This is a genomic window from Streptomyces cacaoi (assembly GCF_006539165.1).
Classification (GTDB): Bacteria; Actinomycetota; Actinomycetes; order Streptomycetales; family Streptomycetaceae; genus Streptomyces; species Streptomyces cacaoi.
This window is the reverse complement of the sequence record NZ_BJMM01000035.1, coordinates 43,178-59,052: the sequence shown is the minus strand read 5'-3', so window position 1 is coordinate 59,052 and position 15,875 is coordinate 43,178. Positions and strand designations below refer to the sequence as shown.

The following is a 15,875-nucleotide window of genomic DNA, read 5'->3' as shown; positions in this document are numbered from 1 at the left end:
ACGGATCCCGGAGAGCCGTCGCCCCCGTTCGGTCCACCGCAGCAGGTGAACCGGACCGAGCGGATCGAGCAGCTCCAGCAGCCCGGGCGCCCCGGGCAGCCGGGGCAGAACCAGCAGATCGAGCGGATCAACCAGATCGAGCAGTTCAAGACCGGCAAGCAGGGCAGGCCGAACAAGCAGGACAAACAGGGCAGGCCCGGCAGGCAGAGCAAGCAGGGTGCGCAGGTCGGACCGGTCGAGCAGGTCAAGCAGCAGGTGAGGGCCGTGCGGCAGCAGGCGAAGGGCAAGCAGTCGCTGTTGCGGCTGCCCGGCCCGCGCCGCCCGCGCCGGGTGGCGATGCTCAGCGTGCACACCTCCCCGCTGCACCAGCCGGGCACCGGCGACGCGGGCGGCATGAACGTCTACATCGTCGAGCTGGCCCGGCAGCTGGCTGAGCAGGGCGTGGAGGTGGAGATCTTCACCCGGGCCACGAACGGCACCCTGGCCCCGGCGGTGGAGCTGGCGCCCGGCGTGCTGGTGCGGCACATCGACGCCGGCCCCTACGAGGGGCTGTCCAAGGAGGAGCTGCCGGCCCAGCTGTGTGCCTTCACCCACGGGGTGATGCAGGTGTGGGCCCGGCACCGGCCCGGCTACTACGACCTCGTCCACTCGCACTACTGGCTCTCCGGCCACGTCGGCTGGCTCGCCTCGCAGCGCTGGGGCGTCCCGCTGGTGCACGCGATGCACACGATGGCGAAGGTGAAGAACGCCGCGCTCGCCGCGGGCGACACCCCCGAGCCGGCCGCGCGGGTCATCGGCGAGACGCAGATCGTCGGCGCGGCCGACCGGCTGATCGCCAACACCGTCGAGGAGGCCGGCGAGCTGGTCCGGCACTACGAGGCGCCGGCCGAGCGGACGGCGGTGGTCCACCCCGGCGTCAACCTGGGCCGGTTCCGGCCGGGCGACGGCCGGGCGGCGGCCCGCGCCCGGCTCGGCCTGCCGCGGGACGCGGTGATCCCGCTGTTCGCCGGCCGCATCCAGCCGCTCAAGGCGCCCGATGTGCTGCTGCGGGCGGCCGCGCTGCTCGTCGACGAGGACCCGTCGCTGCGCCGTCGCATGGTCGTCCCGGTGGTCGGCGGGCCGAGCGGCAGCGGGCTGGCCAAACCGGAGGGGCTGCACAAGCTCGCGGCCGAGCTCGGCATAGCGGACATGGTGCTGTTCCGTCCGCCGGTCGGCCAGGAGCAGCTCGCCGACTGGTACCGGGCGGCCTCCGTCCTGGTGATGCCCTCCTACAGCGAGTCCTTCGGGCTGGTCGCTGCGGAGGCGCAGGCGTGCGGGACGCCCGTCGTCGCCGCCTCCGTCGGCGGGCTGCCCGTCGTCGTCCGCGACGGCGTCAGCGGCTATCTGATCGACGGGCACGACCCGGCCGAGTACGCGCGGGCGCTGCGCCGCTTCACGACGGACCCGGCGCTGGCCGGGCGGCTCGGCGCCGAGGCCGCCCGGCACGCCCGCGGCTTCGGCTGGGGCGCCGCCGCCGCGGCCACCGCCGACGTCTACACCGAGGCCCTGCACGAACGCCGCCGTCGCCTACGATCGCCCCATGGGTGACCAGGCCACCGCGCGTGCGGTGATCGAACAGACGCTGCGGGACGCCGAGCTGGAGTGGGAGAGCCCCGCCGAGGGCTCCTACGTCGTCACACTGCCGGGCACACGCAAGCTGGCGACCACCTGCTCCCTCGTCGTCGGCGCGCACTCGCTGTCGGTGAACGCCTTCGTCGTCCGCTGCCCGGACGAGAACCACGCGGCCGTGCACCGCTGGCTGCTGGAGCGCAACACGCGTATCTACGGCCTGGGTTACGCGCTCGACAGCCACGGCGACATCTATCTGGCCGGCCGGCTCCCGCTCGCCGCCGTCACCCCCGAGGAGACCGACCGGCTCCTCGGCAGCGTCCTGGAGAACGCCGACGGCCCCTTCAACACCCTGCTGCAGATGGGCTTCGCCGGCGCGATCCGCCGCGAGTACGCCTGGCGCACCTCCCGCGGCGAGTCCACCCGCAACCTGGACGCCTTCACCCACCTCACCGAGCGGCAGGACTGAGCCCGGCGCGGGCGGGCCCGACGCCCTCGCGGGGGCGCGGGCCCGCCCCCGGCGATCGCGCCTGCCGCTGTCGGCTCGGTGGTCAGAGTGTGAGCCGCACCCACACCGTCTTGCCCGCGCCCTCGCGCTCCCGTACGCCCCACGCCTCGCTCAGCGCGTCGACCAGCAGCAGGCCCCTGCCGTGGGTTTCCTCCGGCCCGGGCTTGCGCAGTTCGGGCTGGGCCCAGCTGTAGGAGTCGGACACCTCCAGCAGCAGTGCGCGTTTCCGACGGGCCAGGCCCAGCTCGATGTATTCACCGATGCCGCGCGCGTGGACGATCGCGTTCGTCACCAACTCGCTGGTGACCAGCGCCGCCGGCTCGCTCACCTGCCCGAGCCGCCACTCCCCCAGTATCCGCACCACATACGCCCTCGCCTGCGGCACAGCCGCCTTACCGATACGGAACCTGACCGTGCAGGGGCGCCCGGACATACGTCCTCCTGGGGCGAGTTGGGGATGCGAAGTGTCACCGTCTGCGCTGGTTCGAGCACCAGGTGTGACGCCATTCACGGTACGGGCAACCGTCGAGCCTCGGCAAGTGAAAGCTCTGGCAAACTTGCCAGCCCTCGGAGGGTCTGGGGCGCTGTCCTCAACCACCCAGCGCACGTGCAGACTTGCAGCAGTACGAAGGGGAGGTCACATGCCTTCTGACCGGAAGCCCACCATGCGCGGGAGGCGGCTCGGAGCAGCCCTGCGGCACTACCGGCTGGCAGCGAAGTTGGACCAGGAGCACGCGGCCGAAGCGCTTGGCTGTTCCACCGCGAAGATCAGCCGTATCGAATCGGGGATGAACAGTGCTCGCGTCGCGGAGGTCCGCTATCTGCTGGACCTGTACGAGGTGGAAGACCGGCGCACGCGGGACCAGTTGGAGCGGGTCGCACGCGCCGCCGGCAAACGCGGCTGGTGGCTCGACCACCCGGTGCCCGTGCCGGGCAAGTTGGGCGACTACCTGGCTCTGGAAGAGGACGCCACCTTCATCCGCACGTGGCAGACGGCACTGCTGCCCGGGCTTCTGCAAACAGCGGAGTACACGCGCGCACTCGCCACCGCGAAGCGGGCGCACAAGGACGAGGAGCGTATCGAGCGCCTCGTCAGCATCCGGCAGGAGCGCCGCAGGAAGTTCCTGGAGTCGGGAGCGCGCCTCGCAGCGGTGATCTGGGAACCGGCGCTCACCTCGAACGTCGCGGACACGGAAACACACCGTGCCCAGCTGCACGACCTCCTGTGGTTCGAACAGCAGCCGCTGGTCAGCCTCCAGGTTCTCCCGCTGGGCGAGTGGGCCTCAGCCACCAGGTCCCCGCCCTTCGTCATGCTCGCTTTCGACGGCGACTGGGCAGCTTCCGCGGTGGTGCAGGACACCCACGAGGAGAGCGTGGTCCTGGAGGACGAACACCTGACGGCCCCCTACGCGCACAGCTTCGACGCGCTGCGCTCCACCGCGTTGACACCGGAGCGGACCCGCCAGTTCATCCGGGACCTGCTGGAACAGCTCCCCAGGGAGGACGAACCGACATGAGAAGCAGAGGAACCACCACGGCATTCCGCAAGTCGTCCTACTCGGGGGGAGGCGATTCGAACGAATGCGTAGAGGTCGCACAGACCCGAGCCGGAGGCCGCGCCGTACGGGACAGCAAGCAACCGCGGGGCGGCACCGCCTACTTCGGCTCCGTCGCATGGCAGGCGTTCACGCGGGGGCTGAAGAGCTGAGGCGGTGCGTCGGCCGGGGTGAGGGCCTCGACGTTCCGGGCCGGCGGGACCGCATCGCTACCCCGGCTGCCGCGCGAGGGCCCGGCCGAGTGCGCGGGCGCCCTCGGGGAAGGCGCCGGGGCCGGGGCCCGAGTAGTTGAGGCGCAGATGGGCCCCGGCGGGTTCGGCGGGGAACCACTCGGTGCCGGGCGCGACGACCACGCCCTCCGTCTCGCAGTCCTGGACGAGCCGGTCCAGGTCGGTGGTGTCCGGCAGCCGCACCCACAGGTTCAGCCCGCCCTCCGGCACGGCGTCCAGCTGTGCGCCCGGCGCGTGGGCGCGCAGCGCGTCGACGAGGAGGTCCCGGCGGGCGGCGAGCTGCCGGCGCAGGCCGCGCAGATGGGTGCGCCAGGCGGGCTGGGTGACGACGTCCAGCGCGACGGCCTGGAGGAGCCCGCTGACGTACAGGGACTCGGCCTGGGCGGCGGCCAGGATCCGGGCGCGGGCCGGGCCGCGCGCGACGACCCCGGCGACCCGCACGGCGGGGGAGACGCTCTTGGTCAGCGAGCGCAGATGGACGACGTGCCCGCTGTCGTCCCGGGCGGCCAGCGGGAACGGTGTGGCGGAGATGCCGAAGTCGTGTGCCCAGTCGTCCTCGATGAGGAAGGCGCCGTGTGCGCGGACGAGGTCGAGCACCCGCTCGGCGGACCGGTCCGGCCACCGGGCGCCGGTCGGGTTGGCGAAGTTCGGCTGTGCGTAGAACGCCCGGGCGCCGCTCTGCTCGACGGCGCGTGCCAGCTCGTCCGGATCGGGTCCGGCCGGGCCGCTGGGCACCGGCACGAGCCGCACCCCCACCTGCTCGGCGGCGAGGATCGCGCCCCAGTAGGTCGGCGACTCCACGACCAGCGGGCGGCCCGCGCCGACCAGGGCGCGGAAGACGGTGCTCAACCCGCTCTGGCTGCCGGGGAAGACGACGACGTCGTTCGGTGCCGGCGGTGCGAGCCCCGGCGGCATCGCGTCGCCCAGCTCCGTCGCGAACCACGCCTGGAGTTCGGGCAGTCCGGCGGCCGGGGGCCGTCCGACGGCGGCGTCACCGCGGGCGGCGCGGGCGAACGCGGCCCGGACCAGGCGCTCGGGCAACAGTTCGCGGTCCGGGTAGCCGGCGTGCAGCGCGATCACCTCGTTCGGGACGGTCCGCAGCGCGGCCGACAGCTGCCGGGAGCGGTGCCGGGGCGTACCGAGCGCCGCCGTCTGCCACCCGTGGTCGGGCGCGCGTGCGGTGCGCTCGGCCCGGACGAAGGTGCCCACGCCGGGCCGGCTCTCGACCTTCCCCTGTGCGGCGAGGACCCGCAGCGCCTTCTGCACCGTGACCGGGCTCGCCCCGTACTGCGCCACCAGCGCCCGGGTGGCCGGCAGTTTCGCGCCCGGTAGCGCCGTCGCCAGCCACTCCTGGAGCCCGGAGACGAGCCGGTCCACGCTGCTACTGTTGTTCATGACGAACAACAGTAGCGCTACTGTCGACAACCCCTCGGTGCTATCGCCCTCCCGCGCGGGCCTGTGGTGGGGCCTCCTCGGCGTCACCTCGTTCTCGTTCACCGTGCCGTTCACCCGCGTCGCCGTCGCGGACTCCGGTATGACCCCGCTGTTCGCCGGCTGCGGCCGGGCCGTGGTCGCCGCCGTCCTCGCCGCCCTCGCCCTGGTGTGCACCAGGCAGCGGCTGCCCCGCGGTATCCAGTGGGCCCGGCTCGGGGTCGTCGCCGGGGGCGTCGTCGTCGGCTTCCCCGTGCTCACCTCCTTCGCGCTCACCACCGCCTCGGCCGGGCACAGCGCCGTCGTGATCGCCCTGCTGCCCGCCGTCACCGCGGTCGCCGCCGTGCTCCGCGGCCACGAACGCCCGCCGAGGTCCTTCTGGTGCATGGCCGCCGTCGGCGCCGTCGTCACGCTCGGCTTCGCCGCGCTCCAGGGCGGCGGCCTCGGCGGACTGCACTGGTCCGATCTGCTGCTGCTCGGCGCCGTCGCCGCCGCCGGGATCGGCTACGCGGAAGGCGGACTCCTCGCCCGCGAACTCGGCGCCTGGCAGACCATCTCCTGGGCCCTCGTGCTCGCCGCCCCGCCGATGACCGCCCTCACCGGTTACGCCGTGGCCGGGCACCCGCCCACCGGAACCCCCACCGAATGGGCCGCCTTCGGCTATCTCGCCGTGGTCAGCATGTTCCTCGGCTACTTCGCCTGGTACCGCGGCCTCGCCCTCGGCCCCATCTCCCAGGTCTCCCAGATACAGCTCGCCCAGCCCGTCCTCGGCCTCGCCTGGGCCGCGCTGTTCCTGAACGAACGGCTCACCTGGCCGCTCGCCCTCGGCGGCCTCGCCGTACTCGCCAGCGCGGCGGGCGCCGTCCGCACCCGGCTCGGCGGCGGCAGGCGGTAGCGGCCCGGGCGCCGGGCGGCCGGGGTGCCGGAGAACCGGGGCGAGCTTCGAGGGGCGTCGAGGGGGCGTCGAGGGGGCTTCGAAGGGGAGCCGAAGGGGATGCGAAGGGGACGGGTCCGTCACGCCGGCCGGCGCACGGCCCCGCCCAGGGCACCCGCCACGACCCGCTCGACCTCCGCACGCGGCGGCGGACCCCCGTCCCGCCCGGCGAACAGCAGGTGCCCGCTGCCGATCAGGGTCAGGGCGAGGGTGTCGACGTCGGAGTCCGGGGCGAGGCGGCCGAGTTCGCGTTCGGCGGTGAGGTAGGCGGCGAGCGCGGCCGCCGCCTGGGTCAGGAGCGGCACGCCCGTCCCGCCGGTGGCCTCCCGCAGCCGGGCGCGCAGCGCGTCGCGGGCCGTGACGAGGCCGACGATCGCCACGGCCACCGAGCCGAACAGCTCCGTGAGCGCGTCGGTGACACGGTCGGTGATCTCGCCGGAGCCGGCGGAGCCACGCAGCGCCTCGCCCTCCCGCTCGATCATCTCGACGCGGTCCAGCACGAGTTCGGTGAGGAAGGCGTCGAAGTCGGCGAAGTGCCGGTGCAGTACGCCCTTGGCGCAGCCCGCCTCGGTGGTGACGGAGCGGCTGGTGAGCGCGTTCGCCCCGTCCCTGAGCAGGACGCGTTCGGCGGCGGCGAAGAGCTGTTGGCGGGCGTCGCGCAGGGCTACCCCGGTCGGCATGGCGCCGTCTCCCTTCCGGTGTGCTGCCGGCCGCGCCGGGCCTCCGGCGGGCCGGGACGGCGGCGACGGGTGGCGGTCGTCCGCGCCGTCCGTTGACGAGTGGGCACGCGCCCACTCATAGTGGCCGCATGCCCACTCTACCTTCCGGGGCCCCGGGCCCCGCCGTGCCCGAGTCCCGTCACGACGTACCGGCACCCGGCGGGGAACAGCCGACACCGACCGGATCCGCGCAGGTCAGAACCGTCGCCGAGTCGTTCGGCGCGGACGCCGACCGCTACGACCGGACCCGCCCGCCCTACCCCGAAGCGCTGGTGGCCGCCCTGATCGAGGCGAGCCCCGGACCCGACGTGCTCGACGTCGGCTGCGGCACCGGCATCGCGGCCCGGCAGTTCCGCGCCGCGGGCTGCCGTGTGCACGGCGTCGAGCCCGACGCACGCATGGCCGAGCGGGCGCGGCGGTCGGACCTCCCCGTCGACGTGGCCCGCTTCGAGGACTGGGACCCGGACGGCCGCACCTTCGACGCCGTCGTCGCCGGCACGGCCTGGCACTGGATCGACCCCGTCGCCGGCGCCCGGCACGCCGCGCACGTCCTGCGGCCCGGCGGCCTGCTCGCCCCGTTCTGGCACGCCTTCCAACTCCCCGCACCGCTCGCCGAGGCGGTGGCCGCGCTCTGCGAACGCCTGCTCCCCGAGGCCCCGTTCGACACCCGTGCGGCACTGACGAAGCCCGCAGCCGAGGCGTCCCGGGCCCACCTCGACCGGGCCGCCGACGGCATCAGGAACGCCGGCGGATTCGACGAACCCCAACGGCTCGCCTTCACCTGGGAGATGTCCTGCACCAAGACCGCCTGGCTGGACCAGATGCCCACCTTCGGCCTCTTCACCCGACTCCCCCCACACCTCATGGCAGAGGCCCGCACCGAGGCCACCACCGCCCTCGACCCCCTACCCGACCCCTTCCCGATCCCGTACACCACCACAGCCCTCACGACCCACCGGACAGGCGTGTAAGCGGAAGGTGCCAGGGGAGACGCCCGTACAGGAACAGGTGCACGGCCGCGAACGCGTGCGGTGTTCGGGCCACTTGTGAGCAGGTGACCACCGGGGCCGGACGAGCCAGCGGATCCTCTCTGCATCGGAAGGGGCGAGCATGTTCGAGCAGCAGCGCGCGACAGCGTGGGTCAGGTCGAGCTACAGCGACTCAGCCGGCGGTCAGTGCGTCGAGTGGGCCCCGGGGCTCGTGTCTGTCGTGGGTGCGGTTTGCGTGCGTGACGGCAAGGATCGGGGGCGGGGGACGCTCGGGTTCTCAACTGGTGCTCGGGCGGCCTTCGTCGGCGGTGTGCAGCGCGGGTGAGTCCTGGGCCGGGCCCGGGTCGGCGGCGGCGCGTGCGGCGCCGTCCGGGAGGCCGCGGGCCGTGGGTGCGCTGAGGGCGTCGCCCGTCGCACGGCGCAGCAGGGCGTAGCCGGTGGCGGCGACGGCGCCGAGTACCGCGCTGGCCGACCAGAGCGTCGCGGAGCCGAACCGGTCGATGATCCAGCCGGCGACGAGCGGCGCCGCCAGGTTCGCCGCCGCCCAGGACATGCTGAACATGCCCTGGTAGCGCCCGCGTCCGTGGACGGGCGAGAGCCGCACCACGAGCCCCATCTGCGTCGGGGTGTTGATCACTTCGCCGACGGTCCACACCACCACGGCGAACGCGAAGAACGGGACGGAGCCGGCGAAGGCGTTGAGGCCGAAGCCGGCGCCGATCAGCACCGAGGAGCAGACCAGCGCACGGAGCGGATCGCGCCGTTCCACGAAGCGGGTCACCGGCAGCTGGATCAGCACGATCAGCAGCCCGTTGACCGCGATGGCCGTCCCGAAGTCCGAGCTGGAGAAGCCCTGTTCACCCATGGTGATGGGCATCGCGACGAACGCCTGCTGGATGAGCACGGCCACCAGCAGGCTCAGCCCGACGACCGCCATGAACCGGCCGTCGCGCAGCACCGTCCCCAGCGAGACGGGCCGCTCGTCGGCGTCCTCCGGCCGCCGCCGCGCGTCCGGGCGCCCGGGCGCGGGACGCTCGGGCCGGGACTCCGGCAGCTTGACGAACACGACGATCGCACAGACCAGCACCATCGCCGCCTCGGAGAAGAACAGCACGTGGTAGCTGAACTGCGCGATGAAGCCGGCCGCCGCCGAGGAGACGGCGAAACCGAGGTTCACCGCCCAGAAGTTGAGCGCCAGCGCGCGGACGCGGTCCTGCGGGGCGACGATGTCGGCGATCATCGCCTGCACGGCCGGCCGGGACGCGTTCGTCGCCATCCCGACCACGCCCGCGACGGCGGCGATCGCCACCGGATGCGTCACCAGGCTGAGCGCCGCCACGGACGCGGCCGTCGACAGCTGTGACAGCAGCAGCGTGGGCCGCCTGCCGAGCCGGTCGGTCAGCACCCCGCCGCCGATCGAGGCCACCACGCCGCCCGCCCCGTACAGCGAGCCCACCAGCCCGGCGTACGAGGCGGAGTAGCCGCGGTCGACCGTGAGGTAGAGCGCGAGGAACGTCGTCACGAAGGAGCCGAGGCGGTTGATGAGCGTGCTCGTCCACAGCCACCAGAAGGCGCGGGGCAGCCCGCCGACGCTCTCCGAGACACCGCGCGCCAGCGCACCGGCGGACCTGCCGACGGACCCACCGACCATTGCTGCTCCCCCCGGAGGTGTAAGAGGCTCTCCGACGAGCGCAAGTTACCCGTCCGGGCGAACGGAGTGCCAGCGAATTGACCGCGACCGCGAGGTTCCGGCCGCCCGCGCCGACGCCCCGGCGCCTCGCACACCTGCACCGGGTCACGGACCCAGGGCTCACAGGTTCAAAGTTCACAGCCCCACGGGCTCGCGGGCCCACGGGCTCCCAAGCTCACGGGCTCACGAGCCGCGCGCGTCGGTGAGCGACAGCCGTACGCGTCCGTGAGCCACAGCCGGTGGCCGCGACAGCCCCCACGACCGTACGCAGTACGCTCGGAAGCATGGCCGACGCACCGTACAAGCTCATCCTGCTCCGCCACGGCGAGAGCGAGTGGAACGCGAAGAACCTGTTCACCGGCTGGGTGGACGTCAACCTCACCGAGAAGGGCGAGAAGGAGGCGGTCCGCGGCGGCGAGCTGCTCAAGGAGGCCGGCCTGCTCCCGGACGTGCTGCACACCTCGGTGCAGAAGCGCGCCATTCGCACGGCGCAGCTCGCCCTGGAGGCGGCCGACCGGCTGTGGATCCCCGTCCACCGCTCCTGGCGGCTCAACGAGCGCCACTACGGCGCCCTCCAGGGCAAGGACAAGGCGCAGATCCGCGAGGAGTTCGGCGAGGAGCAGTTCATGCTCTGGCGCCGCTCCTACGACACCCCGCCGCCGGAGCTGCCGGACGGCTCGGAGTTCTCCCAGAGCGACGACCCGCGCTACGCCGGCGTCCCCAGCGAGCTGCGCCCCCGCACCGAGTGCCTCAAGGACGTCGTCCAGCGCATGCTCCCGTACTGGTTCGACGGGATCATCCCGGACCTGCTGGCCGGCCGCACGGTCCTGGTCGCCGCCCACGGCAACTCCCTGCGCGCCCTGGTCAAGCACCTGGACGGCATCTCCGACGCCGACATCTCCGGCCTCAACATCCCCACCGGCATCCCGCTCGTCTACGACCTGGACGCCGACTTCCACCCGGTCAACAAGGGCGGCACCTACCTCGACCCGGAGGCCGCCAAGGCAGCCATCGAGGCAGTCGCCAACCAGGGCAAGAAGAAGTAACCCCCGCCCGCCCGCCCGCACCGCCTCGGCCGAGCCCCCTGCCCGTACCCGGGCGGGGGGTTCGCTCGTGCCGGGCGCCCGGATCCGCCGCGGCCGCGCCCCGGCCCCCGGCCCCTGGCCCCCCGGCCTCCCGGTTCTTCGGCCCGGAGCCGGACGGGTGGCCGGTCGGCCTTCCGGGTGTGGCCGGTCGGCCGAGGCGGGGGGCCGCCGTGCTGCCTACGCTCGGGGCATGCCCCCCGACCAGCCCCTCCTCCCGTTGCGCCGCCACCTCCTGCCGGGCGAGCTGACCACCGCGGGCACCCGCACACGGGCGCGCCGCACGGTGCGGGACTGGTGCGTGGACGTGCTGCTGTTCGGATGCAGCCTGCTGCTCCTGCTCGCCGTCCTGGGCGCGGAGGACGAGCTGCGCCCGGACTGGCTGCGGGAGCTGGACACCCCGCTGGGCGTGGCCGCCTGTCTGTCGCTGTGGCTGCGGCGCCGCCACCCGCTGGGGGTGGCGATCGCGGCGCTGCCGGCCGCGGCGCTCAGCGACACGGCGATCGGGGCGCTGATCGTCATCGTCTTCAACATCGCGCTGCGTCTGCCGTGGCGGCTGGCGCTGCTGATGCTGGCGCTGCACATCGCCGTCGCGGTCCCGCTGCTGGTGCTGTACGTCGTGCCGGACGACGACGGCCGCGCCGTCACGATCACCTTCCTGGCGCTCTACCTGGGCTTCTTCGCCTGGGGCAGCGCCGCGCGGGCCCGGCGTCAGCTCGTGGTGCGCCTGCGGGAGGACGCGGTGCGGGCGCGGGCCGACCACGAGCGCCGGCTGACGGATGTGCGCCGGGCCGAACGCCGGGCCATCGCGCGGGAGATGCACGACGTCCTCGCCCACCGGGTGTCCCTGCTCTCGGTGCACGCGGGCGCGCTCGCCTACCGCACCCGGCAGTCGGTGGCGGGCCGGGGCGCGGCACTGGACGAGGAGGAGATCGCGCAGAGCGCGACCGTCATCCGGGACAACGCGCACCAGGCGCTGGAGGAGCTGCGCGAGGTGCTGCACGTGCTGCGCGAGGACGAGGGGGAGGAGAGCCCGGAGGGCGGCGAGGGGCCTTCGGCTTCCGCGGTGCCGGGCGGTATCGCCCGCCCGCAGCCGGATCTCGAACGGATCGGGGAGCTGGTGGCGGAGGCCCGCGCGGCCGGCCAGGAGATCGTCCTGGACGACGCGCTGCCGCCGGACCCCGAGCCGCCGCTGCGCCCCCAGCTCCAGCGCAGCGTCTACCGCGTCGTCCAGGAGGGGCTGACGAACGCGCGCAAGCACGCCGCGGGCCGGCCGGTGCGGATCCGGCTCGGCGGCGGACCCGGTGACGGCGTGACGGTCCGGGTGACGACGCCGCTGCCGGGCCGGGCCGCCGCGTCGGCGATACCGGGCGCCGGGGCCGGTCTGACGGGCCTGTCGGAGCGGCTGGAGATCGAGGGCGGCCGGCTCCGATACGGGCCGCAGGAGGGCGTGTTCACCCTGCTGGCTTGGCTACCGTGGCCCGTATGACGTCGCCAGATTCCCCCGGTCCGCAGGACCCTCCGGTCCGTGTGCTGCTCGCGGACGACGATCCGCTGGTCCGCGCGGGGCTGCGCATGATGCTGCGGGGCGCCGCGGGTGTGGAGGTCGTCGGCGAGGCGGCGGACGGGGCGCAGGTACCGGCCCGGGTACGGGAGGCCCGGCCGGATGTCGTGCTGATGGATCTGCGGATGCCGGGCACGGACGGCATCGCCGCCACCCGGGAGCTGACCCGGGCCGGCGGCCGGGGCCCGCACGTCATCGTGCTGACCACGTTCGACTCGGACACCGAGGTGCTGGAGGCGGTCCGGGCGGGCGCCGCCGGCTATCTGCTCAAGCACACCGACCCGGAGGAGATCGTCGACGCGGTGCGGCGCGCGGCCCGGGGCGAGCCGGTGCTCTCGCCCTCGGTGGCCCGCACCCTCATGCAGCACGCGGCGGGCGGCGGCCCGGCGGACCGCGCCGAGACGGCCCGCACCCGGCTCGCGGTGCTCTCGGAGCGGGAACGCGAGGTGGCGGCGGCGGTGGCCGACGGGCTCGCCAACGCGGAGATCGCCCGCCGGCTGCATCTGTCCGTGGGCAGCGTGAAGGCGCATCTCTCCAGCGCCCTGACGAAGCTGCGGCTCGACAACCGCATCCAACTGGCCCTGCTCGCCCACGACGCCCGCGCCTGAACACCCGGGGCCGGACGCCCGCGCCCCCGGACACCCGGAGCCGAACGCAGCGAGCGGCTCAGCGGCCGGGCGGCCCGGCGGTCGGGCGGCCCGGCGGTCGGGTGGCCCGGCGGACGAGCGGCCCGGCGGCCGGGTGGATGGACGGACGCGGGACGGGGCCCTGACCCGTCGAACCGGTCAGGGCCCCGCACCGTACGCGCCGGTCAGCCGCAGGAGCCTCCGCACTGGCAGGGGCCGCCCGACTGGCATCCGCACCCGCACCCGGGTCCGCAGCCGCACGCCCCCAGCAGGGGCAGCTGCCGCGTCTCGCGCGGGGTGCTCGGCGACTGCTCACGGGTCTCGCGCTGTTTCCGGGAGTCGGCCATGTTTCCCTCCTCGGCAAGGACAAGCTCGTGCCTCAATTGCACGGGCTGTGACCACGGGCGCATCAAGGGCGCGCAGAGGCACACGGCACACGAGGTCCCGGCCCATACCCCCGGGGCACATGCGCCGCGCGGTTCCCCCGCCCGCGCACGCCCCGCCCGCCCACGCCGGAGCCGGGCCGGAGTCCGAGTCGGAGTCCGAGTCGGACCGGGGCCGCCGAGCCGGGGCGGAGCCGACCGGAACCCGAGCCGGGACGCACACACGCCCGCACGCACGCCCTCCCGTGAGAGGTCCGCCGCGCTCCCGCGAGGGGTCCGCCGCGCCGCTCAGCGGCCCTCGACCGGCGCGGTGCCGTCCTTGTCCGCCGCGGCGGCGACGGCCGGATCGATCTCGTCGGCGTAGTCCCCGGTGACGAGGTAGACGACGCGACGGGCCACCGACACCGCGTGGTCGGCGAACCGCTCGTAGTAGCGGCCGAGCAGGGTGACGTCCACGGCCGTCTCGATGCCGTGCTTCCAGCGGTCGTCCATGAGGTGCTGGAAGAGGGTGCGGTGGAGCAGGTCCATCGCGTCGTCGTCCTGTTCGAGCTGCATGGCCAGGTCGATGTCCTTGGTGATGATGACCTCGGCGGCCTTGGCCATCAGCCGCTGGGCGAGCTGGCCCATCTCCAGCAGCGTCGCCTGGAGGTCGCGCGGCACCGGCGACTCGGGGAACCGCAGCCGGGCCACCTTGGCGACGTGCTGCGCGAGGTCGCCGGAGCGCTCCAGGTCGGCGCTCATCCGCAGCGAGGTGACGACGATCCGCAGGTCGGTGGCGACCGGCTGCTGCCGGGCGAGCAGCTGTATCGCGCGGGTCTCCAGATCGCGCTGGAGATCGTCGACCTTCTCGTCGGCGGCGATGACGCTCTCGGCGAGCTTCAGATCGGCGTCCAGCATCGCCGTGGTGGCGCGCCCGATGGCGGAGCCGACGAGCCTGGCCATCTCGACCAGGCTGTCCCCGATCGAGTCCAGCTCCTCGTGGTACGCGTCCCGCATGGCTGTCCTTCCCTCGCGTGGGTCGTGTCTCAAGCGTGTCGCAGATGACGTGCACCGTTCTGCACGGTCTTGCACGGGGGGTGGTGCCCCCACGCTCCCACGGTGTGCCCGGAACGCGACGGGTTCCGCCTCCTTCGGTGAACCGGCGGCTCACCCCGGGTGAACACTGGGCGAACGCTCTTGCGGGCAGGTGGACGAGGCTGGGGGCCGTTCCGGGCGTCCGCATAACCTGGACGTATGGACGTGAACGCGGCGGTCGCCGCGGCAGCAGCGATCGCCGGTGTGTGCACCGGCGTCATCGCGATGCTGGCGTTCCGGTGGAGCGAGCGCGAGCAGTCCCGCCCGTCGCGGACGTCGCTGCACACCGACCCCGTCCTCCCGCCCGGCGTGGACACGGTCCTGTCGGTCCTCCGCTCCTCGGCCGTGGTCCTGGACGAGAGCGACGCGGTCGTGAAGGCCAGCTCGGCGGCGTATGCGCTGGGGCTGGTGCGCGGCGGCCGGCTCGCGGTGGAGCCGATGCTCCAGATGGCCAGGGACACCCGCCGCGACGGGGAGATACGCCAGGTCGAACTCGACCTCCCCCGGCGCGGCACGGGGCGGGGCGATGCCCTCGCGGTCTCCGCCCGCGTCGCCCCGCTGGGCTCCCGGCTGGTGCTGCTGCTGGTGGAGGACCTGACGGAGGCCCGCAGGATCGAGGCCGTACGCCGCGACTTCGTGGCCAACGTCAGCCACGAACTGAAGACACCGGTGGGCGCCCTCTCCCTGCTGTCGGAGGCGGTGCTGGACGCGGCGGACGACCCGGAGGCGGTGCAGCGCTTCGCGGGCCGGATGCAGAACGAGGCGACGCGGCTGAGCAACCTCGTCCAGGAGCTGATCGACCTCTCGCGGGTGCAGAACGACGATCCGCTGGAGGACTCCGAGCCGGTCCGGGTGCAGGAACTGGTCAACGAGGCCATCGAACGCAGCAGACAGCGCGCCGACAGCAAGCAGATCACCCTGAACGCGGGGGTCACCTCCCGTCCCGAGGGCGGCGCCGAGCCGGAGGATCTGCACGTGTGGGGCAACCGCGGCCAGCTCGCCGCGGCGCTCGGCAACCTCGTGGAGAACGCCGTCAACTACTCGCCGGCCCGCACCCAGGTCAAGGTCACCGGGCGCCGCGTCCCGGCCCCGGGCGGCGACCTCATCGAGATCGCCGTCACCGACCAGGGCATCGGCATCTCCGAGCGGGACAAGGACCGCGTCTTCGAACGTTTCTACCGTGTGGACCCCGCCCGCTCCCGCGCCACGGGCGGCACGGGCCTCGGGCTCTCCATCGTCAAGCACGTGGCCGCCTCGCACGGCGGGGAGGTCACGGTGTGGAGCGCCGAGGGACAGGGCTCCACGTTCACCCTCCGGCTGCCCGAAGCGGGCAGCGCCCGGGAGAAGGCCGAGGCGGACCGGCGCAGCCGGAACCGCCTGTCAGGCGCACTACAGGAACCGGCCGCCTTCGACGAGGAGGAGCGGCCCTATGTCGACCAGGCCGATGAACAACTTTCCGCCCCGGAGGTCCTCCCGTGACC

16 protein-coding genes are annotated in these 15,875 nt (G+C 73.8%); 11 read left to right on the top strand and 5 right to left on the bottom strand.

What is annotated here, in order from left to right; genetic code table 11:
• The first annotated feature begins 255 nt into the window (after positions 1–255).
• Together mshA and SCA03_RS25985 are read left to right on the top strand one after the other, a co-directional pair.
• Positions 256–1,587, top strand: coding sequence for a D-inositol-3-phosphate glycosyltransferase (mshA, locus tag SCA03_RS25990; RefSeq protein WP_051846066.1), 1,332 nt, complete (start codon positions 256–258; stop codon positions 1,585–1,587).
• Entirely contained in the window at positions 1,580–2,077 is a 498-nt protein-coding gene (locus SCA03_RS25985; RefSeq protein WP_086816087.1) for a type III secretion system chaperone family protein, read from the top strand. Before mshA ends, SCA03_RS25985 begins: the two co-directional genes overlap by 8 nt.
• Before the next feature lie 82 nt (positions 2,078–2,159).
• Here the strand turns inward: SCA03_RS25985 and SCA03_RS25980 are convergent, their stop codons facing one another.
• Positions 2,160–2,549 carry an ATP-binding protein gene (locus SCA03_RS25980; protein WP_086816089.1) on the bottom strand — a complete coding sequence of 130 codons (390 nt, stop codon included), beginning with the start codon at positions 2,547–2,549 and terminating at the stop codon, positions 2,160–2,162.
• 208 nt (positions 2,550–2,757) lie between these two features.
• On the opposite strand from SCA03_RS25980, the gene SCA03_RS25975 reads away from it, so the two are divergent.
• Positions 2,758–3,633 (top strand): helix-turn-helix domain-containing protein, encoded by an 876-nt coding sequence (locus SCA03_RS25975; RefSeq protein WP_030886694.1) that lies wholly within the window; start codon positions 2,758–2,760, stop codon positions 3,631–3,633.
• Positions 3,630–3,824, top strand: coding sequence for a DUF397 domain-containing protein (locus SCA03_RS25970; protein ID WP_078873340.1), 195 nt, complete (start codon positions 3,630–3,632; stop codon positions 3,822–3,824). The genes SCA03_RS25975 and SCA03_RS25970 overlap by 4 nt, the downstream gene beginning before the upstream one ends.
• 57 nt (positions 3,825–3,881) lie before the next feature.
• Here SCA03_RS25970 and SCA03_RS25965 read toward each other — a convergent pair whose 3' ends face one another.
• A complete protein-coding gene (locus SCA03_RS25965; RefSeq protein ID WP_086816091.1) occupies positions 3,882–5,297 on the bottom strand; it encodes an aminotransferase-like domain-containing protein in 1,416 nt (471 codons plus the stop codon).
• On the opposite strand from SCA03_RS25965, the gene SCA03_RS25960 reads away from it, so the two are divergent.
• On the top strand, positions 5,296–6,228 hold the full coding sequence (locus SCA03_RS25960; protein WP_170223855.1) for a DMT family transporter: 933 nt from the start codon (positions 5,296–5,298) through the stop codon (positions 6,226–6,228). The two genes, SCA03_RS25965 and SCA03_RS25960, sit on opposite strands and share 2 nt — an antisense overlap.
• A 119-nt stretch (positions 6,229–6,347) precedes the next feature.
• On the opposite strand, the gene SCA03_RS25955 is transcribed toward SCA03_RS25960, so the two are convergent.
• On the bottom strand, positions 6,348–6,947 hold the full coding sequence (locus tag SCA03_RS25955; RefSeq protein WP_086818495.1) for a TetR family transcriptional regulator: 600 nt from the start codon (positions 6,945–6,947) through the stop codon (positions 6,348–6,350).
• A 128-nt stretch (positions 6,948–7,075) separates the two neighbouring features.
• Between SCA03_RS25955 and SCA03_RS25950 the strand changes: the two genes are divergently transcribed.
• Together SCA03_RS25950 and SCA03_RS25945 are read left to right on the top strand one after the other, a co-directional pair.
• Entirely contained in the window at positions 7,076–7,957 is an 882-nt protein-coding gene (locus SCA03_RS25950; protein WP_141275691.1) for a class I SAM-dependent methyltransferase, read from the top strand.
• Positions 7,958–8,096: 139 nt separating this feature from the next.
• Positions 8,097–8,300 (top strand): DUF397 domain-containing protein, encoded by a 204-nt coding sequence (locus SCA03_RS25945; RefSeq protein WP_086818305.1) that lies wholly within the window; start codon positions 8,097–8,099, stop codon positions 8,298–8,300.
• On the opposite strand, the gene SCA03_RS25940 is transcribed toward SCA03_RS25945, so the two are convergent.
• Positions 8,253–9,626, bottom strand: coding sequence for an MDR family MFS transporter (locus tag SCA03_RS25940; protein ID WP_170298010.1), 1,374 nt, complete (start codon positions 9,624–9,626; stop codon positions 8,253–8,255). The genes SCA03_RS25945 and SCA03_RS25940 overlap by 48 nt on opposite strands.
• Positions 9,627–9,949: 323 nt before the next feature.
• On the opposite strand from SCA03_RS25940, the gene SCA03_RS25935 reads away from it, so the two are divergent.
• The 3 genes from SCA03_RS25935 (at position 9,950) to SCA03_RS25925 (ending at position 12,919) form a co-directional block, all read left to right on the top strand.
• Entirely contained in the window at positions 9,950–10,711 is a 762-nt protein-coding gene (locus tag SCA03_RS25935; RefSeq protein WP_030882949.1) for a phosphoglyceromutase, read from the top strand.
• 229 nt (positions 10,712–10,940) lie between these two features.
• On the top strand, positions 10,941–12,236 hold the full coding sequence (locus tag SCA03_RS25930) for a sensor histidine kinase (RefSeq protein WP_141275690.1): 1,296 nt from the start codon (positions 10,941–10,943) through the stop codon (positions 12,234–12,236).
• Positions 12,233–12,919 (top strand): response regulator, encoded by a 687-nt coding sequence (locus tag SCA03_RS25925; protein WP_030882943.1) that lies wholly within the window; start codon positions 12,233–12,235, stop codon positions 12,917–12,919. Before SCA03_RS25930 ends, SCA03_RS25925 begins: the two co-directional genes overlap by 4 nt.
• A gap of 689 nt (positions 12,920–13,608) precedes the next feature.
• Here SCA03_RS25925 and phoU read toward each other — a convergent pair.
• Positions 13,609–14,316 (bottom strand): phosphate signaling complex protein PhoU, encoded by a 708-nt coding sequence (phoU, locus tag SCA03_RS25920; RefSeq protein ID WP_030882941.1) that lies wholly within the window; start codon positions 14,314–14,316, stop codon positions 13,609–13,611.
• 237 nt (positions 14,317–14,553) lie between these two features.
• Here phoU and phoR point away from each other — a divergent pair, with 237 nt between their 5' ends.
• Positions 14,554–15,873 carry a two-component system sensor histidine kinase PhoR gene (gene phoR / locus SCA03_RS25915; RefSeq protein ID WP_030882940.1) on the top strand — a complete coding sequence of 440 codons (1,320 nt, stop codon included), beginning with the start codon at positions 14,554–14,556 and terminating at the stop codon, positions 15,871–15,873.
• Positions 15,874–15,875: the final 2 nt, after the last annotated feature.